Origin of the sequence: Bartonella sp. SD1336NMGDW, assembly GCF_042193565.1 — a bacterium.
Classification (GTDB): Bacteria; Pseudomonadota; Alphaproteobacteria; order Rhizobiales; family Rhizobiaceae; genus Bartonella; species Bartonella grahamii.
The window spans coordinates 17,672-43,562 of record NZ_JBHILW010000006.1 but is presented as its reverse complement, the minus strand read 5'-3'; the positions used below and the strand labels follow the sequence as shown (position 1 = coordinate 43,562).

Sequence of the window (25,891 nt, the reverse complement as noted above, 5' to 3'; positions counted from 1 at the left end):
TATGAGTTTTGATTGAAATTTCAACAGTTGGTGTGTTTTTTGCTGGGGCACTCTCTTTTTTGTCGCCCTGTGTTTTGCCATTAGTTCCTCCTTATTTGTGCTATATGGCAGGTGTTGGTATTGATGATTTTCGTTCAGAAAATCGTGATGAGAAAGTCTTTATAAGGTGGGCTTTATTGTCTTCTGTTATTGCTTTTGTTCTCGGGTTTACGACTGTTTTTGTTGTTTTAGGTGCCAGTGCTAGCACAATTGGGAAATTCATCGGTTATTATCGTGATTGGTTTGCCCTTGCTGCTGGAATTGTCATTATTATTTTTGGTTTAAATTTTTTGGGGATTTTCAAGATCACTTTTTTATTTCGTGAAGCGCGTTTTCAGACCCAAAAAACACCTGCTGGTCCTTTAGGCGCGTATATTATTGGTTTAGCTTTTGCCTTTGGTTGGACACCGTGTATTGGCCCCATTTTAGGTCCTATTATAACGCTTGCTGGAACAAAAGAAACTGTGGGAGAGGGAGCTATCTTATTAGCGGTTTATGCATTAGGTCTTGCTATTCCTTTTATGTTGGCAGCTTTATTTTCGAGCAGTTTTATGCGATTTTTAGGAGCTTTTCGTATTCATTTAGGAAAAGTTGAAAAAATTATTGGTGTTTTTCTTATTCTTACAGGGATTTTGTTTTTAACAGGCTCTATGCAGGATCTTTCATTTTGGCTTTTAGAACATTATCCTTCGTTGAGCTATATTGAAGATATTCGTTGGCACGATATTATGATTTTTTTTGGATTTTCTCGTTAGTCTTATGTGTTTTTATGGTTAGAAGTTGTCTTTCTATTGTTCTTGCTGCAGGTGAGGGGACGCGCATGAAATCGTCTCTGCCTAAGGTACTTCATAAAATTGCTGGATTGCCTCTTATATGCCATGTTCTAAAACAAATAGAATTGGCAGGCTCTTCACAATTAGCAGTCGTTGTGGGATTTGGTGCTAAGGAGGTTACGCACGTTGTTCAGTCATTTGTAAAAGATGCGATGATTTTTGAACAAAAAGAGCGTTTAGGAACAGCTCATGCTGTTTTGTCTGCTCGTTCAGCTTTGCAAAAGGAAGTGGATGATGTTCTCATTGTTTTTGGGGATACTCCTCTCATCCAGCAAGATTCATTGCACCAGATGCGTGTACAGCTTGCTGATGGAGCAGATGTTGTTTTTGCAGGTTTTCATACCCAAAATCCAACAGGTTATGGGCGTCTTCTTGAAAAAAATGGTCAATTGATCGCAATTGTAGAAGAAAAAGACGCTAGCGATGAAGAAAAAAAGATTTCTTTTTGTAACGGTGGAATACTTGCTATGCGTGGAAAACATGCACTTTCTCTTTTAGAGCAAGTTAATAATAACAATGTGAAAAAAGAATATTACTTAACAGATATTGCTTCTCTTGCAACACGTGAAGGATTAGATGTGCGTGTTGTTGAAGTTCCTTTTGAAGATATTGTAGGAATTAATAACGGTCTTGAGCTTTCTGAGGCTGATTCTTTATGGCAAAAACGTAAAGCGCGCGATTTAATGTTATCGGGTGTTACGCTTTTAAAACCAGAAACACTCTATTTTTCTTATGATACAGAAATTGAACCAGGGGTGGTGATAGAACCAAATGTTTATTTTGGATTAAGCGTGAAAGTACAATCTGGTGCTGTTATTCATGCATTTAGTTATCTCGAAGGTGCTGTGGTTGGTAGGGATGCACAGATTGGTCCCTATGCACGTTTGCGTCCTGGAACAGAGTTGGCGAAGTCCGTAAAGATTGGAAATTTTTGTGAAGTCAAACAAGCTAAGATAGGAGAATCTTCTAAAATCAATCATTTAAGTTATATTGGTGATGCTGAAATTGGTGCACATACCAATATTGGAGCCGGTACGATTACGTGCAATTATGATGGATTTAACAAATATAAAACCATGATTGGTGATCATGCTTTTGTTGGGTCTAATACGGCACTTGTTTCCCCATTGGTAATAGGGGATGGCTCTTATGTTGCTTCAGGAAGTGTTATTACTGAAAATATTCCTATGAACAGTATGGCTTTTGGGCGTGCACGGCAGGTAATAAAAGAGGGCTACGCGACAAAATTTCGAGAGCGCTTGTTAGAAAACAAACAGAAAAAATGATTATTTTCAGCTTATTCCTTTGTTTCGTGTTATTCTAACGATCGATAGGATGTTTATTCTTAAAGATTGCCGTACTCCATGTTTGAATTATTTTATTATTTATAGTTTTAAATAAAGGCTGTTGGATTGTTTTATAAGATTTAAATCTTAAAGATGTGGGTTGGAGCTTTTTAATGTGTGGAATTATTGGAATTCTTGGAAAGAGGTGTGTTACGTCTTCTTTGGTTGAGGGGTTAAAACGTCTTGAATATAGAGGGTATGATTCATCTGGGGTGGCAACGGTCCATAATGGGCATCTTTATCGTGTACGTTCTGAGGGGAAGCTTGTTCATTTAGAAGAAAAATTAAAAAAAACACCTCTGGAGGGAAGTTTAGGGATTGGTCATACCCGTTGGGCTACGCATGGAATTGCTGTTGAACGCAATGCGCATCCCCATGTGACTGAAAAGCTTGCGATTGTTCATAATGGTATTATTGAAAATTTTGTAGAATTGCAAAAGGAACTCATAGAGGATGGTTATATCTTTGAAACAGAGACGGATACGGAAGTTATTGCACATTTAATAACGCGTGCATTAAAAGATGGTCTTTCTCCGCAAGAAGCTATGCGTACCAGTTGGAAAAGGCTGCAGGGGGCTTTTGCTATTGCTCTTATTTTCGAAGGTGAAGATAACCTTATGATTGCGGCTCGTTCTGGTCCACCTCTGGCAATTGGTTATGGAAAAGATGAATTTTTTGTTGGGTCAGATGCGATTGCTTTGGCACCATTCGTTGATTATATTAGCTATATGGAAGACGGGGATTGGGCTGTTCTCACACGGGAAGGCGTCACAATTTATGATGTATATAATCAACCGGTAAAACGTCCTGTGACAACATTACTTGAAGAGGCTTTATTGATTTCTAAGGGTAATCATCGCCATTTTATGCACAAGGAAATGTTTGAACAACCTGAAGTGATTTCTCATAATTTGGCGCATTATCTTGATCTTGGAAATTATGCCGTTCGACCTTTTAAGAATTTGATTGATTGGAAAAATATTCATCGCCTCCTTTTTGCGAGTTGTGGAACGGCTTATTATTCAACCTTAGTTGCGCGCTATTGGTTTGAGAAATTTGCCGCTTTAAGTGTTGATAATGATGTTGCTTCGGAGTTTCGTTATCGTGAACCTCCTATAACATCTGATGTGTTGTCGCTGTTTGTTTCTCAATCAGGTGAGACAGCTGACACATTGGCTTCTTTGCGTTATTGTCGTGAGCGGGGTGTAAAAACAGCAACAATTGTGAATGTAGAGCAATCAACAATGGCAAGGGAGGCTGATTTTATTCTTCCAACACTTGCCGGACCGGAAATTGGTGTTGCGTCAACAAAAGCTTTTACCTGTCAATTGGCAACGCTTGCTTCACTAGCACTTAGTGCTGCTAAACAACGTGGCTATCTCTCTGTTCAAATGGAACAGCAATTGGTTCAACAATTGGCAGAAGTTCCACGTATTTTAAATGAGGTCTTAAAATTAGAGAGCAAAATTGAATGTATTTGTCGTGATTTAGTGAATGCAAAAAGTGTTCTTTATCTGGGACGTGGGACTTCTTATCCGATTGCTTTGGAGGGAGCCCTTAAACTGAAAGAGCTTTCTTATATTCATGCTGAAGGTTATGCGGCGGGTGAGTTGAAGCATGGACCAATTGCTTTGGTGGATGAGACAATACCTGTTATTGTTGTTGCACCTTATGATCGGTGGTTTGAAAAAACTTTTTCTAATATGCAAGAAGTGGTAGCGCGTAATGGTCGTATTATTTTAATAACCGATAAAAGGGGAGCAGAAGTAGCTTGTCTTAAGACTTTATCAACGATCACTTTGCCAGAAGTTCCAGAATTTATTTCTCCTATTATTTATGCACTCCCTGTTCAGTTAATCGCTTATCATACGGCTGTTTTATTAGGAACAGATGTCGATCAACCCCGTAATTTGGCAAAATCAGTCACGGTTGAATAAAAGTATATTTCTGAATCTTTGGAAGAATAATCAAGTGTAAGAAACTGATTGATAATGATAGCTTATTTTTTCCACTTTTCTCTGTTGAACGAGAATACCGGAGACGGGATTTTTCTTTCTAAATTCTTTACGATAAAACAAAAAATATTTTCTTATCTGTCAAAAAATAGATCAGCTATGTGAATATAATGATAGAAAAATGCGCAATATTTCTTCTACTGTTTTAATGCAAGAATAATTTAGATTGAAAGAAAAGATGCTGTTGTTGGGTTGTTACTCTTTCATGAAGCATAAAGATGGTAAGGGATTGCATAGATTGTTTATGGGTTATTCTAAGAGAGAGAACCGTATTTGAACAGAGAGGTATTTTAATTTTTATTAGAGGGTCTTTATTATCCTGCTCGCAAGAGGCGTGTAGCATCATCGTGTCCGAAAAGATAAAGCAGCAACCGTAAAGCTTGTCCTTGCTGAGAAGAAAGATGAGGATCGCGTTGTAAAAATAAACGAGCATCTTTTCTTGCCATTGACAAAAGATCACTATGAACAGCAAGGTTTGCTATATGAAATTCAGGGACTCCGGATTGTTTTGTACCTAAAAGCTCTCCTTCGCCTCGCAGACGCCAATCTTCTTCAGCGATTTCAAAACCATCTTCTGTATTGCGTATAATATTAAGGCGTGTTGCTGCTGTTTTAGTCAGTGGATCTTTATAGAGCAAAATGCAGGAAGATTTTTTATCGCCTCGTCCTACACGTCCACGCAATTGGTGCAGTTGTGAAAGGCCAAAATGTTCGGCGTGTTCGATGATAATGATCGAAGCATCTGGAATATCTACTCCCACTTCAATAACAGTAGTTGCAACTAAAATACGTGTATTTCCACATTTAAAAGATGCCATAGCGGCTTCTTTTTCTGCTGTAGACATTTTTCCGTGGATCATACCAACGTGTGCACCAAAGCGTTCATGGAGAAATGCAAAGCGGTTTTCAATTGAAGTGAGATCAAGAGCTGTCGATTCCTCCACTAAAGGACAAATCCAATAGAGCTTTTCTCCTTTTTCTAATGCAATTGCGATTCGCTCTATAAGCTCATGAAGACGTTTCAAAGAAAGCATTGCTGTTGTAATGGGTTGTCGTCCCATTGGTTTTTCTGTAATTTTAGATACATCCATATCACCAAAAGCTGTTAAGACAAGTGTGCGCGGAATGGGCGTGGCGGTCATAACCAGCATATCAGGTTTATTGCCTTTTTCTGTAAGAGCGATACGTTGATGGACACCAAAACGGTGTTGTTCATCGATAATGGTTAAGGCAAGATTGTTATAAGTAATGCTGTTTTGTATGAGAGCATGGGTTCCGATGATAATAGAAACTTGACCTGATAGAATATCATTCAAGATATTTGTCCGCAATTTTCCTTTTTCTCGCCCTGTTAAAAGAGTTGTTTGTAATCCGACTTTTTCGGCAAGAGGAGCAATGGTGGAAAAATGTTGCCTGGCAAGCACTTCGGTTGGTGCCATTAAAGCTGATTGTCCTGAATTTTCAGCAATTTGTGCCATTGCCATCAATGCAACAACAGTTTTTCCTGCGCCTACATCACCTTGGAGCAGTCTTAGCATCGGTTCTGGCGAAGCAAGATCATTCGCGATATCTTCTACTGCTTTTTTTTGTCCGGTTGTGAGTTGAAAGGGGAGGACATTAAGCAATTTTTTAGTATAAATTCCTGTTGATGGTCGAGAAGTGCCAACAAGAGATTTAGTTTTTAAACGCACGAGTCCTAGCGCCAATTGACAAGCGAGCAATTCATCATAGGCAAGACGTTTGCGTGCTGTACTTTCTAGGGATAGATCGTTGGGATTAATGGGCGCATGGATACGGCGTAAAGCAACAGAAAAAGAAGAAAAATTTTGCTGCTTTTTTACATTTTCATCTATCCATTCTGGGAGCAGAGGAATAAAATCAAGAGCGTTTTGTATGGCCCGTCTTAGTGTCTTTGCAGTTAGTCCTGCAGTAGAGGGATAGACAGGTTCGATGAGAGGAATCTGATTTGATTGTTCGCTTGGCGCAATATAGTCGGGATGCGCCATTGAAAATTGCCCATTAAACCATTCAATTTTTCCTGATACAGTGATTTTTTTTCCTTCAGGGAGTTGTTTTTTTAGCCAAAGAGGCTGAGCGTGAAAAAAGACTAAATTTATTTTTCCTGTTTGATCATGGGCAATAACACGATAGGGGATTTTGTTATGACCACGGGGCGGTGGTTGATGTTGATCGATGATAATTTCGAGCGTAACAGTGTCTCCTTCTTTTACAAAAGCGATGCTGGGACGCATTCTGCGGTCTATGACGGAATGGGGCATTAATTGAAGAAGATCAATAAGGGTTGCTTCGCGTTGTGTAGGATTAACATTTAAGAGTTTGGTCAGTAAACCATAGGTTTTAGGTGTAATACCAGAAAGAGTTCGAATAGAATTAAAAAGAGGGGTAAGAAGATTTGGAGGCATGAGCAAATTTAACCTGCTCTTTTTGTTTTTTCTAGACCTTTAGAAGAGCTTTTTGGGGATAAAGTCATAAAGAGGAGGTTGCTTTATTTACATATTATTTACACATTGAATTTTAGGAAGAAAAATTAATATTTAAAGATAAATACAATAAAAGGGTGTAAAAATTAAAGTGCTTAGATGAGGTGTATTGTTTTTCTTTTTATTTTAGCTGTTTATTTGCTGTGAATAGAAGCATTTTCTTGATAGAACTCTCTTATAAATATTAATAAAATTGGGATATTGCTCCTATGTAGGATGATGAACTTATAGCTTTAAAGTTATGATAAACAGGAGTTTTTTTCTTTTATAAGGGGTGCTGTTTGGCATTTATTTTGTAGTGGGAAATTGTGAGAGTGGTAAAAAATAAAAATAAAACGCAAGAGAACAAAAATTCTCTTCCTCGCTTTATTCATTTGAGAGTGCATTCAGCTTATTCTTTACTCGAAGGGGCTTTAAAAATCCCTCAAATTATTCAACAGGCGATTTCAGATCATGCACCAGCGGTTGCTATTACCGATACCAATAATTTATTTGGTGCTTTGGAATTTTCACAGCATTGTCTTTCTCATGGGGTCCAACCTATTATTGGTTGTCAGCTTACTGTTGATTTTTGTGATGAAAATGATCATTCAGGTTTGGCTAAATGGCGTAATTCTGCTAATTTTTGCTCTATTGTTCTTTTGGCTGCTAGCGAAACCGGTTATGCTCATTTGGTTCGTCTTGTCAGCCGTGCTTATCTTGATAAATGTGATACTGATCCTCCTCATATTAAAGCTAATTGGTTGTCGGCACACAGTGAAGGAATAATTGCTTTAACGGGAGGTAAGGGAGGACCTATTAATCTTTCTTTGGCGGAAGAGAAAAAAGAACATGCTGTTGAGCGCTTGATTTATTTGAAAAAATCTTTTGCTGATCGTCTTTATGTGGAATTACAACGGCATGGCTCTTATGATCGGAGAGTAGAGGCTGATCTTATTGAATTGGCTTATGCGCATGAAATTCCTCTTGTTGCGACAAATGAAGCCTTTTTTCTGAAGAGAGAAGGGTATGAAGCGCATGATGCGCTGATGGCTGTTTCAGAAGGGCAAATAGTCTCTAATCCAGATCGCAAACGTGTGACGCCAGATCATTATTTGAAGTCACAAGATGAAATGGTTACACTGTTTTCGGATCTTCCAGAAGCTTTAGAAAATAGTGTTGAAATTGCATTGCGTTGCCATATTGCCACACCTCTTCGAAAACCGATATTGCCTCGTTTTATAGAACAATCTGCTAATTCAGAAGCTACTTTAGAAGTAGAAGATAGTGAGTTGTTAAATCAGGCTAAAGCTGGTTTGAAGATGCGGCTTGAAACAATTGGATTGGCTGAAGGGTATACGATTGCAGATTATGAGCAGCGGCTTGATTATGAAATTTCAGTTATTACGCGTATGCAATTTTCGGGATATTTTCTTATCGTTTCAGATTTCATAAAATGGGCAAAGGTTCATGATATTCCCGTTGGACCAGGACGGGGTTCTGGTGCTGGTTCACTTGTTGCTTATGCATTGACGATAACTGATGTTGATCCATTGCGGTTTTCTCTTCTCTTTGAACGTTTTCTCAACCCAGATCGTGTTTCGATGCCAGATTTTGATATCGACTTTTGTCAAGAGCGGCGCGAAGAAGTTATTCAATATGTTCAAAAAAAATATGGACGTAATCAAGTTGCTCAAATTATTACCTTTGGTAAGTTACAGGCACGTGCAGTTTTGCGTGATGTGGGGCGTGTTTTAGAAGTTCCTTATCGTCAGGTGGATTATCTTACAAAATTAATTCCTGCCACACCAGGAAGTCAGGTAGAATTGGCTGATGCTATTAAGGATGAACCTAAATTTGAAGAGGAAAAGAAAAAAGATCCCGTTGTTGGACGCGCATTAGATATCGCACTCCAGTTGGAGGGACTTTATCGTCATGCTTCAACTCATGCTGCTGGGATTGTTATCGGAGATCGTCCGCTTTGGGAGCTTGTCCCGATGTATCGTGATCCTCGTTCTGATATGCCTGTTACACAATTTAACATGAAATATGTTGAACAGGCAGGGCTGGTAAAATTTGATTTTCTTGGATTAAAAACGCTTACTGTTTTGAAAATGGCAGTCGATTTTGTTGCCAGAAAGGGGATTAAAATAGATTTATCAAATATTCCTCTGAATGATGAAACAACCTACGCTATGATGGCACGTGGTGAAACGGTTGGTGTGTTTCAGGTGGAAAGTTCTGGTATGCGCAAGGCGTTGATTGGAATGAAGCCAGACCGTATTGAAGATATTATTGCGCTGGTCGCACTTTATCGTCCAGGTCCAATGGAGAATATTCCAACCTATAATGCACGCAAACATGGGGAAGAGGAAATTGCTTCTATTCATCCTAAAATAGACCATCTGATCAAAGAAACACAAGGTGTTATTGTCTATCAAGAACAGGTGATGCAGATTGCTCAGGTGCTTGCTGGCTATTCGCTTGGAGAAGCTGATTTATTACGTCGTGCTATGGGGAAAAAAATTCATGCTGAAATGCAAAAACAGCGTACGCGTTTTGTTAATGGAGCTGTTGCAGGTGGTGTGGATAAAGATCAAGCTGATATTATCTTTGATCTTTTAGCAAAATTTGCCGATTATGGTTTTAATAAATCGCACGCTGCTGCTTATGCAATTGTTTCTTACCAAACAGCTTATATGAAAGCAAACTATCCCGTTGAGTTTTTAGCTGCTTCAATGACATATGATATGACGAATACAGATAAGCTCAATGATTTTCGGCGTGAAGCATTAAGGTTGGGTATTGAAGTTATTGCACCTTCTATACAAACATCTCATCGTGTTTTTGAGGTTGGTGATAACTGTATTTATTATTCTCTTGCTGCCATTAAAGGTGTGGGAGAAACTGTTGTGGATCATATTGTTACTTGTCGTGGGAATAAGATTTTTAAGGATTTGGAAGATTTTTGTGCGCGTATTGATCCTCGTATTGTTAATAAGCGTGCGATGGAAAGTTTAGTTTGTGCTGGTGCTTTTGATTGTTTTAACATTGCACGTGAGGTTTTATTAGCCAATCTTGGAACCCTTCATGCGCGTGCACTTCGTATTCTCGATGACAATTCTAGCGGGCAGGTTGATATATTTGGAATGGCAGGCGGATTAAAAGAACCATTGATTTTATCGCAAACAACCCCTTGGTTGCCGGCTGAGAAACTTTATCGAGAATTTCAAGCTATAGGTTTTTACTTTTCTGCGCATCCTTTGGAGGAGTATCAAGCTATTCTGGACAAAAAACGCATTCAGACTTGGGGTAATTTTGCCAATGCCGTTAAAGGGGGAGCAACGGCTGCACGGCTTGCTGGAACTGTTGTGGCAAAAAACGTGCGTAAAACAAAATCTGGTAAAAAAATGGGAATTATTCATTTTTCTGATACAAGTGGACAATATGAAGCAGTTCTCTTTTCTGAGGCACTATCGGATTATGAAGAGATGCTAGAACCCGGAAAATCTTTTATTATTACGGTAAGCGCAGAAAATCGTTCTGAAGGAGTTAGTTTGCGAATTGAAACAATTCAGTCTTTGGAAAATGAATCATTACAACAGCATAAAATGATGCGTCTTTTTATAAAAACAGTTGATATGCTTCCACAAATTGAACAAAATTTAAATCTTGGGGGAAATGGAGAGGTTGGGCTTATTTTAATTCAAGAGGATGGATTGCGAGAAGTCGAAATTGCGCTTCCTAAGCGATATAAGGTAAATTCACATGTCGCAAATGCGATGAAATTAATTCAGGGTGTTGTTGATGTAGAACTGAGTTAAAGAAAGATAAAGATGGGAGCTGATTTTGAGTGGTGTTTTTGCTTTTAGGAGAGCTAAAAATTGAGCTTTTAAAATCGGATTGTATATTTTAAAAAATATAGCCTTTATTTGAGTGAATTATGATGGGTTTTAGTGTCATAGAGTCAAAAAATCTCGTTCTTTCGTAATATTCAAAGTACTGGAAAAATTTTATAAGTTTTTATCATTATTTTTTATGGAATTCATTGCATCATACATGTAAAGCCAATTGAGATCTGACATAATGCTCTCTGGTGTACGAATTTTCATCATGAGATTGCGTGCAATTGCTATGGGACCGGTTGCGTGATAGGCTAATCTATTGAAATCTCCGCGTTTTTTTACTGCTGCAATACGGGGGGTGCGTGTTGTTTCGTAAAGCGAAAGTGCTTTCGTTAATGAAAAATCTTGCAATGAAAGTGCTTCTGCTAATGTGGCAGCATCTTCGATTGCCATAGCGGCACCTTGTGCTGCAAAAGGTAAGGCAGCATGTGCGCAATCGCCAACAAATACTTGTCTCTCTAAACCGATAAAACGATTTTGTTTCATTTGAAAGAGTGGCCAATAGCTCCATTCATCAATATGATCAAAGATTTGTAAGATTTTTGAATTCCAATCTCTAAAAAGAGATTTGAGTTTTTCTTTATCTCCTTTATGAGCCCATCCTTCTTTTGAATTTTCTCCATTTGTGATGGCGACAAAATTAAAAATTTTTTCTGACGATTGAATGGGATAGACAACAAGATGATTTTTTGGTCCCATCCAAGCCGTAATTGTCTTCATATTTTGCAATGAAGAACGAAAGTTTTGAGGAAGATTATCAAATGTTGTTGTTGCACGCCAAGCAATAAAGCCACTAAAATTTGCTCTTTCATGAAAAGGAGATTGTTGCCGTAATGTTGACCAAACGCCATCACATCCGATCAGGAGGGGTGTTGAATGAAGCTGTTCTGTTGCTGTATCTGTTTTTATTGTTGTGATTTTAATGTTGCTTGCAGATTGGGTAGAAGATACAATCGTTTCGCCTGCTTTGTATTTGATCAAAGGATTTTCAATCACTGCATTATATAAAATTTTTTGTAAAGCTGCGCGGTGAATCGTCATATAAGGGGCTTTCCAATATTTTTCTGTTAGATTGATAAGATGAGCCCGTAGATGTATTTTTAAAGATAGTCCATTTTTTAACTCAAGAAAATGTGGGATTGTCGCGACTTCAGCGAGTTTATTAAGAAGTTTCCAGCGAGCAAGAATAGATGTTGCATTTGGTGTCAGTTGAATACCAGCGCCTATCGTTTCAAGTTGTTTGCACTTTTCGATAATGGTGCTTGCAATTCCTTTATGAGCGAGTGCTAAAGCGGTGCTTAAACCAGCAATTCCTCCTCCAACAATGATGGGTGATTGTTCCACAAACGATTTCATATTAAAGCAGAATTAAAAGAGTGGTTATTAAGAAAGCCAAAAAACGCGATTATAATAGCTTTTCTGGATGATATAAGCATCCTGTTGGGTTTGTTTGATCGTATGATAGCGAGGGAACATAACGATAAAGGGTTGAGCAGTAAGGGCAAATTTTCTCATCTGCTGCTCCCATGTCGATAAAGATATGAGGATGATCGAATGGGTGTGTAGCGCCTACACACATAAATTCTTTCACACCAATTTCGATTGTTTTATATCCAAGGTCATTTTGGAAATGAGGGATATTGTGATCAGCCATGGGGTACAAACTCCAGAATAAATTGTCTCATCAGCTATGATTGGGCTCTTCTATTTTATAGGCGTGAGTTTGTAATAAAGCTTATGATAATGCAAGCTGCTTTTTAAGACAAATTTCTCCTATTTTATGCTATATTATAATAATTGTCTTACTTTTAGTGCTTTGCGCATAGAAGATAGTTCCAAGTATTTTTAAATATTAAATGGAAAAATGATAAGGAAAGTTAGGCATTGATATATTATTATGATGATAACATGTTATCAAATGTTATGTGAGATATTTTGTCAAGGATTTTAGAAAATATAAAAGAAAATTATTTAGGATATATGGAACAGAGGGTGGTAGATAAAATTTCTATATCGAATATAACAATGAAAAATCCGGTACGGTTTATTAATCGAGAGTTTTCATGGCTACAATTTAATAATCGTGTTTTGATGGAAGCGGCTAATGCGAGACATCCTTTATTAGAACGTCTACAATTTCTTTCTATTTCAGCTGCAAATCTTGATGAGTTTTTTATGGTTCGTGTTGCAGGATTAGCCGCTCAAATTCGTTCTCGCATTACAGCGTGCAGTGCAGATGGGCACACTCCACAGGAACAACTTGATATTGTATTAGCTGAAATTTCAAAGCTGCAGGCTCACCAACTACGAGAATTGAATGTTTTACGTAATGAATTAAAAAAGAATGATATTGAAATTATTTGTTCTGATGATCTTTCAGAAATTGAAAAATCATGGCTTGAAAAATATTTTCTTGAGACAATTTTTCCTGTTTTAAAACCTTTGCCTGTTGATTCTACTCATCCTTTTCCATTTATTCCTAATTTAGGGCTTTCTATTGCGCTTCAATTGTCTGGAGAAACTGATCAGAACTCTCACATAGTGTTGTTGTCTATTTCAATGCTTTTGAGGCGTTTTATTCTTCTTCCTCAAGAGGGTAATCATTTTCGTTTTATTGCATCTGAAGATGTTATTTGCCTTTTTATTAAACATGTATTTCCTAACTATGAGGTTACAGGAATTGGTATATTTAGAGTAATCCGAGATAGTGATATTGAAGTAGAAGAAGAAGCTGAGGATCTTGTTCATTTTTTTGAAACTGCTCTCAAAAGGCGGCGCCGTGGGCAGGTTATTCGAGTTGAGTTTGACGCAAGAATGCCAGAGAGTTTACGCCAATTTATAGCGAATAGTCTCGCTGTCCCTGATAATTGTATTAATGTTCTTGATGGATTTTTAGCGCTTAATATGGTATCAGAAATTGTTTCTATTCCTCGTGATGATCTCAAATTTATTCCTTATATTTCTCGTGTTCCAGAATGTATTCGTGAACATAAAGGGGATTGTTTTGCGGCTATTCGTGAAAATGATATTGTGATTCATCACCCCTATGAGACATTTGATGTTGTTGTCCAATTTTTACGTCAAGCTGCTTGCGATCCTGATGTTGTGGAAATCAAACAAACACTTTATCGTACATCAAATGATAGCCCAATTGTTAGCGCTTTGATTGAAGCAGCTGAACAGGGAAAGTCTGTGACTGCTTTGGTAGAACTTAAAGCACGTTTTGATGAGGAAGCAAATATTCGTTGGGCGCGGGATCTTGAATGTGCTGGGGTTCAAGTTATTTTTGGTTTTATTGCATTAAAAACTCATGCTAAGATGTCATTGGTTGTGAGACGTGAGGGAAAACGTCTTTGCTCTTATGTTCATCTTGGAACAGGAAATTATCATCCCATTAACGCTAAAACTTATACCGATCTTTCTTTTTTTTCCACGGATGATGATATCGCTCATGATGTTGCGTTATTGTTCAATTATATTGCGCAATATGAGCGTCCAAATGAAACAATGAAGATTGCTTTTTCACCCTTAACATTGCGTGGTCGTATCTTAGAGCATATTGAGGGAGAAATTGTTCATGCACAACAGGGAAGGTTTGCTGCTATTTGGATGAAAGTTAATGCATTGGTTGATCCTGAAATTATTGATGCTTTATATCGTGCCAGTCAAGCAGGGGTGCGAATTGATTTGGTTGTGCGGGGGATATGTTGTTTACGTCCTCGTATTCTAGGAATTTCGGATAATATTCGTGTAAAATCAATTGTCGGGCGTTTTCTTGAACATAGTCGCATTTTTTGTTTTGGGAATGGTCAAGATTTGCCTAATGAAAATGCACTCGTTTACTTAGGCTCTGCTGATATGATGCCTCGTAATCTGGACTATCGTATTGAAATATTGGTTCCAGTTTTTAATAAAATAGTGCGTCAAAAAATTCTTTTACAGATTATGTTGGCTAATATTATTGATAATCAGCAAAGCTTTGATATACTTAAGGATGGAACATCAAAACGTATTACGCCGCAGATAGGTGAAAGTCTATTTAATGCGCAGGAGTATTTTATGGCCAGTACAAGTTTTGCAGGGGAAAATGAGTCTTTTGAGTCTTCTGTTTCGCGCTTGGTTGCGTTGCATCGGCAACAAGCCGAAATACATAAAGACTAAAATCCAATGACATATAGAGATGCTCAAGGTCGGTTAAAAGGGTGTAAGCCTGTTGCTGTTATTGACATTGGCTCAAATTCTGTTCGGTTGGTTATTTATGAGGGGCTTGTTCGCTCACCAACAGTTTTATTTAATGAAAAGATTCTTTGTGGTCTCGGTCATGGTGTGGCAAAAACGGGATTTTTAGAAGAACAATCGATGAAAATGGCATTGCAAACACTGAAACGGTTTCGTACGCTTTGTCGACAGATTGGGGCAGATGAGGTCTATACTTTAGCAACAGCAGCAGCACGAGATGCAAAGAATGGCGTAGCATTTATTCAGCATGCTGAAGATATTTTGCAAAATAAAATATATCTTCTTTCAGGAAGTGAAGAAGCTATGTATTCAGCATATGGAGTTGTTTCTACTTTTTATCAACCAAAAGGTATTTCTGGAGATCTTGGTGGTGGAAGTCTTGAGCTGATTGATATTGATCATTCTGATGTTGGTGAAGGGATAACTCTCCCATTAGGTGGTTTAAGGCTACAGTATATGTCAAATAATGATAGTGCTGTAGCTACAAAAATTGTACATGAGCAATTTTATAAATCGTCTGTTGTTCGTACTCGTAAAGGTACAGCACGTTATTTTTATGCAGTAGGGGGGACATGGCGTAATTTGGCAAAACTCCATATGGCAATGAAACACTATCGGCTCCCTGTTATGCATGGCTATGAAGTTGAAGCCGTTGAAATGGAGAACTTTTTACGTCTTGTAGCACGTGGCAATATTGATAATTTGAGAGGGATTGCAGCGATTTCTCAGAATCGTCGGAAACTTTTATCTTATGGGGCAATAGTTCTTATTGAACTCATTCAGTGTATGCAGTTTGAAAAGATAATTTTTTCAGGTGCTGGCGTTCGTGAAGGTTTTCTTTATTCACGATTGCCGCAGGCGATTCAGCTGTCAGATCCTCTCATTGCAGCATGCACAGAAATGGCTATTTTACGGGCACGTTCACCAAAACAAGCAGAAGAACTCATTGATTTTACGACGAATGCTTTTGAAGTTTTTGGAATTTCAGAAACTGAAAATGAATGTCGTTATCGTCAAGCTGCTTGTCTTCTTGCGGATATTGGTTGGCGTATACATCCAGATTATAGAGGTAATGAAGCAGCAAATCAAATAGCTTTAGGATCTTATCCAGGAATTTCCCATGAAGGGCGCCTTTATGCGGCGCTTGCTGTTTTTTTTCGCAATACGAGTTTATTGGTTGATAAAGAATCTCTTCCCATTTTTCAATTAGCAACTCAAAATATAATTGAGAAAGCACGTATTCTTGGCGAAACTATGCGTATTGCTCATCTTTTTAGTGCTTCTGTTGCAGGAATTTTACCTCATTTATTGTGGCATAAAAAAGCAGATCATATTATCCTGCAGATCCCAAAGAATTACGCTGGGTTATTAGGAGAACGTCCTCTTGGACGATTACAGACGTTATCAAAAATAATAAAACAACCTCTCGCTTTTGAAATTTTTTGATTTTTTTCCTAATTTATTCGTGTTTTATGTCTTATAATAGGGCTATTGACGAGGGATAAACTAGCTAACCTATCATCATGAGCTGGACAATAGGACTTGTTCCATAACTTTCATACCAGACACCACGCAAGGCATTGGTAATGCTCTGAGCATTCATAAAAGAAAACATAATTTTTTATTCTGTTATTTGCGTCACAAGATGGATTTTTCACTTCATAAGCTTCATGTGAAAATGAAAGCCTTGTCCATTTTTACCTGAAAAGGTTTTCTTTTTATGCTGCGTCGTTATAACGTTTCTGTTTAGCTTGCTCGATTATATTGATAAGATTCGATTGTAACCAACGCGATAAAAAAACAAACTTTTAAAGGTTTTGGGAGAGATCCATTGGTTACATGACACCGGAATGTTGAAATACTCATATGAAGCAGTTTTGCACTTTCACGGTCTGTCAAAAGAATATCATTTCAGTCATTATAAAATCCTTTCACTATAAAAAATAGAAATAAATCATAACTATTTATTAACCATGATTTTTTGAAAGGCGTTTAATCTATAAAAAAACAGCGCTTTATCATATAATTTCTTATGTAAAACTTTATGAGTCTTATTGAGATGGAATGAGAGAATCTTATGATATTCGGGGGTCTAATTTAATATAAATAACGCTAGATTATCTTTATAAATCAGTATGTTGTCTTTGTTAGGTGTTTTAGTTGTTATGCTGGCTGGTTTTTGATTGTTATATTGCAATCTCGGTAGTTTTTTAATACGATATGGGGACGTAAGATATTATATCTTTGTTTGTTCCTATTGCTAGGCTGCTATTTTTGTAATGAGTGCGCTTTTATTATCAGAACTTTTTCTTTTCAAAACTTTTAAATAAGGAGCTGTCTGTTTTTTTTAGATTATTTTTAATAGGATTGCTATTTGATTGACTGGGTAAAGATTTAGCTGTCATTTTTAATAAGAGTTCACTATTTAATTTTTAACTTTGTCAGAAGTAGGCTTTATTTATCCTGTTTGCGTTGGTCTATAGGGCATACCAATTGATGTAGATAATGAGTAGCGTAATGGATTTTTCAAAATGAAAATGTAAATTAAAGCTGTTTTGTGCTTATTTTTCCATCGTTAAAGTAAAACCCTATCTGTCCCTTTAGCAGTTGTTCGGCTTTTTGACCAAATATTTCATAGCGCCAGCCATTCATAGCGGGAATATTTTTCTTTATTCCTCCATTGGCAATTTTTTCTAAATCATTAGATGTTGCAATAATTTTAGGGGCAATGCTGTTTTCATTTGCAACAATTTTTAATAACACTTTGAGTAGATCGATAACAGCGGCTGTCGTATCATTGAGTGGATTATGTTTAGGAATGGGGGGTAAAGTAGAAAGATCCACCTCTAAGCCTTCATGGACAGCTTTGATTAATGATTGAGCAATTGAGAGTTTATCCCAGTTCTTATTAAGACTGCGCAACCGTTTTAATGCAGATTCATCTTTTGGTTGTTGGGTTGCTATTTCTATAAGACATTCATCTTTTATGATATGACGACGTGGCATATTGTATTTTCGTGCTTCACGTTCCCGCCAAGCTGCTATCTTTTGTAATACAGCAAGTTCACGTGGCTTTTTAATTTTTCCTTTCACTTTTTTCCATGCTTCATCTTCTGGCATATCATAGGTCTTAGGATTTAAAAGGATTGTTATTTCATCGTCCATCCAGTGAGCACGTTGATTTTTTTCTAACCTTTTTTTCAATAATAGGTAAACGTCTCTTAAGTAGGTTACATCGGCAAGTGCATAGAGCAGTTGTTTTTCAGACAAAGGGCGGTAACTCCAGTCTGTAAAGCGGGAGGATTTATCAAGATGATGCCCCGTGCAGCGTTGTACAATTTGATCATAGGAGATAGAATCACCAAATCCACAAATTGATCCTGCTATTTGCGTATCAAAGAGAGGGGAAGGAATAACACCTCCAAGATGATAAATTGTTTCAATATCTTGGCGCGCAGCATGAAAAACTTTTACAACTTTTTTATCGATCATAAGGTCAAAAAAAGGTTGTAAATCAATATCCGGTGCTATGGGATCAATCAAAACTGTGATATCTGGTGATGCGAGCTGGATTAAACACAGTTGAGGCCAAAAAGTTGTTTCGCGGATAAACTCAGTATCGACTGTTACAAAATCAGAGGTATGTAGAGCGTTAAGTGCAATTTCAAGATCGGTTGTTTGTGTAATAAGATTCATCATTTTATTATAATTCGATAAATTAAATTTGTCCTTTATTGACTTTATTTTTGAGTTTTTATTCTCATATCTTGACAAATGGTTATTAAAAAGCGTTTGTAGCGCATATGAATATTATAATCAAAGGCAAAAAATATGCACCGTTATCGCAGTCATCATTGTGCGGCTCTTCGTAAATGTGATGTAGGAGCACAAGTCCGTCTTTCGGGATGGGTTCATCGTGTTCGTGATCATGGCGGAATTCTTTTTGTGGATTTACGTGATCATTTTGGAATCACACAAATTGTTGCTGACCCTGCTTCGCTGGCTTTTAAAGTTATTGAAAAAGTGCGTTCTGAATGGGTTATTCGTGTGGATGGAGAGGTATGTGCACGTTCCGATGAGGTTATTAATGCAACGCTTCCAACAGGTGAGATTGAAATTTTTGCACAAGAGGTAGAAATTCTTTCAAAATCTGATGAACTTCCTTTACCGGTTTTTGGTGAGCCTGATTATCCAGAAGATATTCGATTAAAATATCGTTTTCTTGATTTGCGTCGGGAGACTATGCACAAAAATATCATGCGTCGGACTGAAATTATTGCGGCTATGAGACGGGCTATGCAAAATAATGGTTTTACGGAATTTACGACGCCACTTTTGACAGCTTCATCACCGGAAGGAGCACGTGATTTTTTGGTCCCAAGTCGTGTTCATCAAGGAAAATTTTATGCGCTACCGCAAGCACCACAGCAATATAAACAATTGTTGATGATGTCAGGTTTTGATCGTTATTTTCAGATTGCTCCATGTTTTAGAGATGAAGATCCAAGGGCCGACCGTCTTCCTGGTGAATTTTATCAATTAGATGTTGAAATGAGTTTTGTTGAGCAAGAAGATGTTTTAGCAACTATGGAACCTATTATGCGTTCTATTTTTGAAGAATTTGCAGATGGAAAAACTGTGACACAAAGCTTTCCTCGCATTTCCTATGATGAAGCAATGCGAAAATATGGTTCTGATAAGCCTGATCTACGTAATCCGATCATTATGGAAGATGTTTCTCAGCATTTTTATAATTCTGGTTTCAAAGTCTTTGCTCAAATTTTAGCGAATGATGAGAATGCACAAGTGTGGGCTATTCCAGCTAAAACGGGTGGAAGTCGTGCTTTTTGTGATCGTATGAATGTATGGGCACAAGGCGAGGGGCAACCAGGGCTCGGTTATATTTTTTGGCGTGAAGAAGAAGGAAAATTGGAAGGAGCAGGGCCTATCGCCAAAAATATTGGTGAACAGAGGACTGAAGCAATCCGTATACAGCTTGGACTTGAAAGTGGTGATGCTTGTTTTTTTGTGGCTGGAGATCCAAAAAAATTCGCATCTTTTGCTGGAGCAGCCCGTACACGGGTAGGGGAAGAATTAGATCTTCTCGATAGAGAGAGTTTCTCTTTGGCGTGGATTGTTGATTTTCCATTTTTTGAATGGAATGAAGATGAAAAAAAGATTGATTTTGGACATAATCCTTTTTCCATGCCTCAAGGGGGAGAAAATGCTCTTGAGACCCAAGATCCTCTTACTCTTAAAGCTTTTCAATATGATCTTGTTTGCAATGGTTATGAAATTGCATCAGGTGGAATTCGTAATCACTTACCAGAAATGATGCTTAAAGTTTTTGAACTTGTAGGACTTTCTAAGGAAGTTGTGAAAGATCGTTTCGGTGGTCTTTATCGTGCATTCCATTATGGGGCTCCGCCACATGGTGGCATGGCTGCGGGAATTGACCGCATCATTATGCTGTTGCAGGGTGTTAAAAATTTGCGTGAAGTTGCTTTATTTCCTATGAATCAACAGGCACTTGATCTTTTGATGAGTGCTCCGTCTGATGTTTCTCCTACACAATTACGTGATTTAGGAATCCATATGGCTCCTACTCACAAAAATAGCTCATAAAATTGATTATGGATTGTTTTCATCTTTTCTACGTAGAGTGAAGTTTTGATGCCTCTCAAGAGCATCATGTGTGTGTGTGTATGCTGTTTGTGAAATTTAGATAGACAAAAACGCCATTGTGTTGATTCTTTACGAGGCATTTTTATTCCTTGTTTTTATAGTGGCTGTTTCCTTTGTGATAGGTGAGGAAATGATTGTGATTGTTTTATCATGAATACATTAGAAATGAGAGAATTCTGTAATATTTGGAAGTCTCATTTTAGTTGAAAAAAAATGAATTATCTTTATACGACAATATATTATTTATTTTTTATTGAAGTTTTTACAATGTTGTAGCAGAGAATTGTGTTTCTTCGTTTTTATGAGAATAATGCGGTTTTCTATTCTATGGACTTACTCTGAAAAGTTTAAATTTTATAAGCTTTGAATATTTTTTTAGTTTTTCATGGAAAAACTGAATGGGGTTGTTATACAATTTATCTTTATAATAAAAGATGATGTTTGAAAGGTGCTTTTGTCATTCCAAAAAGAATGAAATAACTCTTTGTGAGCAGTTAAATTATTATCGGATTTGACAAAGCTTTCAATAAATTACTTAGAACAAGGGGGGAAGGACATGTATAAATTTTTCAAATTGATATAATTTTCTGTTCATGTTCTAATCGCAGCGTTTGTTTTTATGTAATTGACTTTTAATAAAAAAGTCGACTCATAGAAGATTTCATTAAATAAATCCTATAAAATAATTTCTTATTATTGTGGGAATTGTTGTTTTAATACTATGTCTGATAAAATGAATTTACCTTTTGATAAAGAACACATTGAACCAATAGAATTACGCTCTGCTTTACAGGAACGTTATTTGGCTTATGCACTTTCTACGATTACACACCGTGCATTGCCTGATGTACGTGATGGATTGAAGCCTGTCCACCGGCGGATTGTTCATGCGATGCGTCTTCTCAAACTAAATCCTGGACAGTCTTATGCGAAATGTGCGCGGATTGTCGGTGATGTCATGGGAAAATTTCATCCTCATGGGGATGCGTCTATTTATGATGCTTTGGTGCGCTTGGCTCAAAGTTTTGCTGTTCGTTATCCATTGGTTGATGGGCAAGGCAATTTTGGTAATATTGATGGTGATAATGCTGCTGCCATGCGTTATACGGAAGCACGTATGACTGAAGTGGCTGCATTGTTACTTGAAGGAATTAATGAGAATGCTATTGATTTTCGTTTAACCTATAATGAAGAAGATGAAGAGCCTGTTGTTTTACCAGGAGCTTTCCCTAATCTTTTAGCAAATGGTTCTTCTGGTATTGCTGTTGGTATGGCAACATCTATTCCACCCCATAATGTTGCTGAGCTTTGTGATGCAGCGCTCCATTTTATTGCGCATCCCGATGTAAATGATGAGGAATTAAATCAATTCGTTCTTGGTCCTGATTTCCCGACGGGGGGAATTTTAGTTGAACCTAAAAAAAGTATTGAGGAATCCTATCGTGTTGGGCGTGGATTCTTTCGCTTGCGTTCACGTTGGCATCAGGAACCTGGTAGCCGTGGTTCTTATGTGATTGTTGTGACTGAAATTCCCTATCAGATTCAAAAGTCACGTCTTATTGAAAAAACAGCAGAGTTATTGCTTGCACGCCGATTGCCAATGCTTGAGGATATCCAAGATGAATCAGCAGAAGATATCAGAATCGTGCTGGTTCCTAAAAATCGGTCGGTTGATCCGGAGCTCCTTATGGAGTCTCTTTTTAAATTGACTGACTTTGAAGTAAGATTTCCCCTTAATCTGAATGTTTTGTCTTTGGGAAAAATACCCAATGTTCTTTCTTTGCGAGAAAGTTTGCAGCAATGGCTTGAACATCGTCAAGAAGTGCTTATTCGTCGCTCTCATTATCGGCTTGATCAAATTGATAGCCGATTGGAAATTCTTCATGGATATCTTATTGCCTATTTAAATCTCGATGAGGTCATTCAGATTATTCGTGAAGAGGATGAACCGAAAAAGAAGCTGATTAATCGGTTTGAATTAACAGAAAATCAAGCTGAAGCTATTCTTAATATGCGCTTGCGTTCTTTGCGTAAACTTGAGGAATTTGAAATTCGTAAAGAATTTGAAAGTTTGAAAGCTGAAAAAGAAAAACTACAGAATTTATTAGCTTCTCCTATAAAACAGTGGAAAATAATTTCAGAAGAAATCAAAAAAGTTCGAAACACTTTTGGTCCTGAAACATTCTTAGGGAAAAGACGTACGACGTTTGAAGAGGCACCAAGACATGATCTTGATGATATTCAACAAGCAATGATCGAAAAAGAACCGATTACTATTGTTATTTCTGAAAAGGGGTGGATGCGTGCTTTGAAGGGACATTTGACCGATTATAAAGCGCTTTCTTTTAAAGAAGGAGACAGTTTAAAGTTAGCATTTCCAGCATTTACAACCGACAAGATTGTGCTGATCAGTACGGGTGGAAAGTTTTTTGCTATTGGTGCAAATAGTTTACCTGGAGGGCGGGGACATGGTGAACCTATTCGTCTTTTAGTTGATATGGATGATGAGCACGATGTTCTCACAGCTTTTGTGCATCACGCCGAGGAAAAATTGCTCTTGGTTTCATATCACGGTAATGGTTTTATTGTTTCTTCTGCAGAAGTGATCGCTAATACACGAAAAGGAAAGCAAGTGATGAATGTGAAAGCTCCTGATAAGGTAAAGCTTTGTGTTCCGGTAAATGGTGATCATGTTGCTGTAGTCGGTGAAAACCGTAAAATGCTTATTTTTTCTATTGAACAAATACCAGAAATGAATCGCGGTAAAGGTGTTCGTTTACAGCGTTATAAAGAAGGTGGTGTTGTTGATGCCAAGACTTTTAATTTATCAGAAGGCTTAAGTTGGCAAGATACAGCTGAACGAATCTTTAACCGCCAGGCGGACGATCTCTTTGAATGGATGGGAACGCGTGCGGGTGTCGGGCGTTTGGTTCCAAAAGGATTTCCAAAATCAGGAAAATTTATTAATTAAATGTATTTTATAAATGGGAAAATTCCCTATGGTTTTATGATTGTGTAAGATATTAATTTATAAGGATAATTTATTATTTTTATATTGAAATAAAAATCTAAAGCGTGAGGTTTTTTCTATTTTGATCTTGTTTAGGTTAAATCAATCAAAACTGTTTTTTAAACATTACAGCATTTATGGGTGCTGTCGTGAAATGATTTGATATTTTGAGAGCTGTACCCTTAAACAAACAATGTGAATGTTTAACACAAGAGTGTTCTATTTGGAGATGTTTTATTTGTCTGATAGGTTTATCTCCTTATTGTTCAAGAGAGATGTTATTAATTTTTCGTAAGGGATATTTATTCGTTAGGATTGCTATGATATTGCCTAAAAAGATGTCCACGTTCCGCCCATAAGACGAGGAGTATGGCAATCAGACTAAGAAAGAAAAATCCTGCCGAATTAGGGATGGTCGTCTCATTAAATTGTTGAGCAATAAAAAAACTGAGACCTGTGCCAATAGATGTTTGCAGAAAACCAGATATAGACGACGCGGTCCCAGCTATTTCTCCTACAGGTTCAAGAGCGAGTGTATTGAAGTTTGCCATAATACCACCGCAGGCAAACATCAGTATACAGAATAACAGCATGTAAAAAGCAAAAGGAAGAATACCATCTGTTAAGATAGAGCCAACAAACCATACACATGAAGTGATACAAAAAAGTAAAAGCATCGCGTGAGCGATACGCCGCATTCCAAGGCGTCCAACGAGTTGAGAGTTAAAGAAAGATGATAGAGCTTGAAATGCAGCACCAACTGCAAAGGCAATAGGGAACCAAAGTCCTAGATTATAGATCCCTTCATACGTTTGTTGTGATGTATTAACGGCAGTAAAGATACAGCCTAAAATAATCGAAGTTGCTAGTGTATAGCAAAGTGTTGTGCGATTGGTTATTACAATCCATAAATTATGTTTGACTGAAGAAAAGGAAAGAGAGCGTTGCGCATAAAGAGTTTCCGGCAAGCGGAATTGAATCCAAATCATCAACCCGAAACCAATCATTGCCATGAATATGAAAATAAATTGCCAGTTTCCAAACAGTAAAATGATCTGTCCTGTTGCTGGTCCAATCATTGGTGCAATAAGGAAAACCATCATCACGATAGACATCACTTCTGCCATTTTCCGACCACTATAGAGATCACGTACAATGGAAACTGTGAGCACGCGCATAGCAGCTCCTCCCATACCTTGTAAGGCACGCAAAATAAGCAAGAGAGAAAAATTTGATACAAAGGCAGAACCAATCGCTGCAAATGAATACAAAGCAAGACCAATAAGAATAATCTTACGGCGCCCATAACGATCACTTATGGGACCAAAAAATATCTGTGTGACGCCATAGCTGATAAGATAACTAGAAATGATATAATGCTGATCGTTTTCATTGATAACATTTAAACTGTTTAAAATGTTGGGCATAGCTGGCAACATAATATCAACAGCTATAGAATTGATGGCCATGAGTGAAGCAATGAGAATAACAAATTCTTTATAGCCAATTTTTTCTCTAATCGCATCACTATGCTTTTGTTCGTCGACTGAATATGACATATGCACCCTTTTAATAAAAGTTTCGACTGAACACGATTCTATAAGAAGCAAATAAAATGAGAGACATCTATGATTTATTGCAAGGAATGTCTTTTTCCTTTAGCAGTTCTTGCAATTCGTTATTTTGAAACATTTCTTTAACAATATCACAGCCGCCAACAAATTCACCTTTGATATAGAGTTGCGGAATTGTTGGCCAATTTGAGTAGTCTTTTATCCCTTGACGCAATTCGTTAGAAGTTAAAATATTAATTCCTTTATAATTTAACCCTAAATAATCAAGGATTTGAACGACCTGCCCAGAAAATCCACATTGTGGAGCGTCAGGCGTTCCTTTCATGAATAAAATGACATCATTTGTTTTAATTTCGTTGTCAATAAAATCATGAATAGTAGTCATCTCTATTCCTCAATAGTATAAATTCTTGGAAGTGTGCATTCACGCTCATATTATTTCTAATAGTATTGAGTGAATGAATGCAAGAAGAAATTTTTAAATTATTTGGGAATACTCGTTTGCAGTGCTAAAGCGTGCAAGTCATTTCCCATATTGCCTTTAAGAGCATCATAAACCATTTTATGTTGTTGAACACGGGTTTTACCACGAAAACTTTCAGAAATAACTTCTGCAGCATAATGTTCTCCATCTCCAGCAAGATCACGAATTGTTACAGTAGCATCAGGAATGCCTTCACGAATAAGCGTTTCAATTGCATGGGCACTCATTGCCATCATTATTCTCCTATGTATTCATTTCTTATAAAGGCTGTTGCTTAAGAG

Annotated in this window: 15 protein-coding genes and 1 pseudogene; 8 read left to right on the top strand and 8 right to left on the bottom strand. The window is 37.3% G+C overall.

What is annotated here, in order from left to right; genetic code table 11:
• Nucleotides 1–8: 8 nt before the first annotated feature.
• The 3 genes from ACFIKH_RS04850 (at nt 9) to glmS (ending at nt 4,155) form a co-directional block, all read left to right on the top strand.
• Nucleotides 9–794: a cytochrome c biogenesis CcdA family protein gene (locus ACFIKH_RS04850; RefSeq protein WP_375648136.1), complete on the top strand. Its 786-nt coding sequence runs from the start codon at nt 9–11 to the stop codon at nt 792–794.
• Between the two features lie 14 nt (nt 795–808).
• A complete protein-coding gene (gene glmU / locus ACFIKH_RS04845; protein WP_375671096.1) occupies nt 809–2,158 on the top strand; it encodes a bifunctional UDP-N-acetylglucosamine diphosphorylase/glucosamine-1-phosphate N-acetyltransferase GlmU in 1,350 nt (449 codons plus the stop codon).
• A 173-nt stretch (nt 2,159–2,331) separates the two neighbouring features.
• Nucleotides 2,332–4,155 (top strand): glutamine--fructose-6-phosphate transaminase (isomerizing), encoded by a 1,824-nt coding sequence (glmS, locus tag ACFIKH_RS04840; protein ID WP_375625966.1) that lies wholly within the window; start codon nt 2,332–2,334, stop codon nt 4,153–4,155.
• Nucleotides 4,156–4,547: 392 nt separating this feature from the next.
• On the opposite strand, the gene recG is transcribed toward glmS, so the two are convergent.
• Nucleotides 4,548–6,656, bottom strand: a complete 2,109-nt coding sequence (gene recG, locus ACFIKH_RS04835; RefSeq protein WP_375671094.1) for an ATP-dependent DNA helicase RecG — start codon at nt 6,654–6,656, stop codon at nt 4,548–4,550.
• 392 nt (nt 6,657–7,048) lie between these two features.
• On the opposite strand from recG, the gene dnaE reads away from it, so the two are divergent.
• Nucleotides 7,049–10,537, top strand: a complete 3,489-nt coding sequence (gene dnaE, locus ACFIKH_RS04830) for a DNA polymerase III subunit alpha (RefSeq protein ID WP_375671092.1) — start codon at nt 7,049–7,051, stop codon at nt 10,535–10,537.
• A 189-nt stretch (nt 10,538–10,726) separates the two neighbouring features.
• On the opposite strand, the gene ACFIKH_RS04825 is transcribed toward dnaE, so the two are convergent.
• Both ACFIKH_RS04825 and ACFIKH_RS04820 read right to left on the bottom strand, forming a co-directional pair.
• Nucleotides 10,727–11,974, bottom strand: a complete 1,248-nt coding sequence (locus tag ACFIKH_RS04825; protein WP_375671090.1) for an FAD-binding protein — start codon at nt 11,972–11,974, stop codon at nt 10,727–10,729.
• Nucleotides 11,975–12,023: 49 nt separating this feature from the next.
• A complete protein-coding gene (locus tag ACFIKH_RS04820; RefSeq protein ID WP_375611536.1) occupies nt 12,024–12,272 on the bottom strand; it encodes a zinc-finger domain-containing protein in 249 nt (82 codons plus the stop codon).
• A 326-nt stretch (nt 12,273–12,598) separates the two neighbouring features.
• On the opposite strand from ACFIKH_RS04820, the gene ACFIKH_RS04815 reads away from it, so the two are divergent.
• Both ACFIKH_RS04815 and ppx read left to right on the top strand, forming a co-directional pair.
• Nucleotides 12,599–14,779 (top strand): RNA degradosome polyphosphate kinase, encoded by a 2,181-nt coding sequence (locus ACFIKH_RS04815; protein WP_375626912.1) that lies wholly within the window; start codon nt 12,599–12,601, stop codon nt 14,777–14,779.
• A gap of 6 nt (nt 14,780–14,785) precedes the next feature.
• A complete protein-coding gene (gene ppx, locus ACFIKH_RS04810) occupies nt 14,786–16,303 on the top strand; it encodes an exopolyphosphatase (protein ID WP_375626910.1) in 1,518 nt (505 codons plus the stop codon).
• A 272-nt stretch (nt 16,304–16,575) separates the two neighbouring features.
• On the opposite strand, the pseudogene ACFIKH_RS04805 reads toward ppx, so the two are convergent.
• Nucleotides 16,576–16,762: pseudogene (locus ACFIKH_RS04805) on the bottom strand (helix-turn-helix transcriptional regulator).
• A gap of 639 nt (nt 16,763–17,401) precedes the next feature.
• The gene (rnd, locus tag ACFIKH_RS04800) at nt 17,402–18,556 is read right to left on the bottom strand and encodes a ribonuclease D (protein WP_375626908.1); all 1,155 of its coding nucleotides are present in this window, start codon (nt 18,554–18,556) and stop codon (nt 17,402–17,404) included.
• 132 nt (nt 18,557–18,688) lie between these two features.
• Here rnd and aspS point away from each other — a divergent pair, with 132 nt between their 5' ends.
• Together aspS and parC are read left to right on the top strand one after the other, a co-directional pair.
• Complete coding sequence (aspS, locus tag ACFIKH_RS04795; RefSeq protein ID WP_375671089.1) at nt 18,689–20,482, top strand: aspartate--tRNA ligase; 1,794 nt, start codon at nt 18,689–18,691, stop codon at nt 20,480–20,482.
• Between the two features lie 781 nt (nt 20,483–21,263).
• Nucleotides 21,264–23,513, top strand: coding sequence for a DNA topoisomerase IV subunit A (gene parC, locus ACFIKH_RS04790; RefSeq protein WP_375651843.1), 2,250 nt, complete (start codon nt 21,264–21,266; stop codon nt 23,511–23,513).
• A gap of 341 nt (nt 23,514–23,854) precedes the next feature.
• Here parC and ACFIKH_RS04785 read toward each other — a convergent pair whose 3' ends face one another.
• The 3 genes from ACFIKH_RS04785 to ACFIKH_RS04775 form a co-directional block, all read right to left on the bottom strand.
• On the bottom strand, nt 23,855–25,111 hold the full coding sequence (locus ACFIKH_RS04785; protein WP_375626902.1) for a multidrug effflux MFS transporter: 1,257 nt from the start codon (nt 25,109–25,111) through the stop codon (nt 23,855–23,857).
• A 67-nt stretch (nt 25,112–25,178) separates the two neighbouring features.
• Nucleotides 25,179–25,511 (bottom strand): Grx4 family monothiol glutaredoxin, encoded by a 333-nt coding sequence (gene grxD, locus ACFIKH_RS04780; RefSeq protein WP_375625948.1) that lies wholly within the window; start codon nt 25,509–25,511, stop codon nt 25,179–25,181.
• Nucleotides 25,512–25,609: 98 nt separating this feature from the next.
• Nucleotides 25,610–25,843, bottom strand: coding sequence for a BolA/IbaG family iron-sulfur metabolism protein (locus ACFIKH_RS04775; RefSeq protein WP_375625946.1), 234 nt, complete (start codon nt 25,841–25,843; stop codon nt 25,610–25,612).
• Nucleotides 25,844–25,891 lie beyond the last annotated feature (48 nt).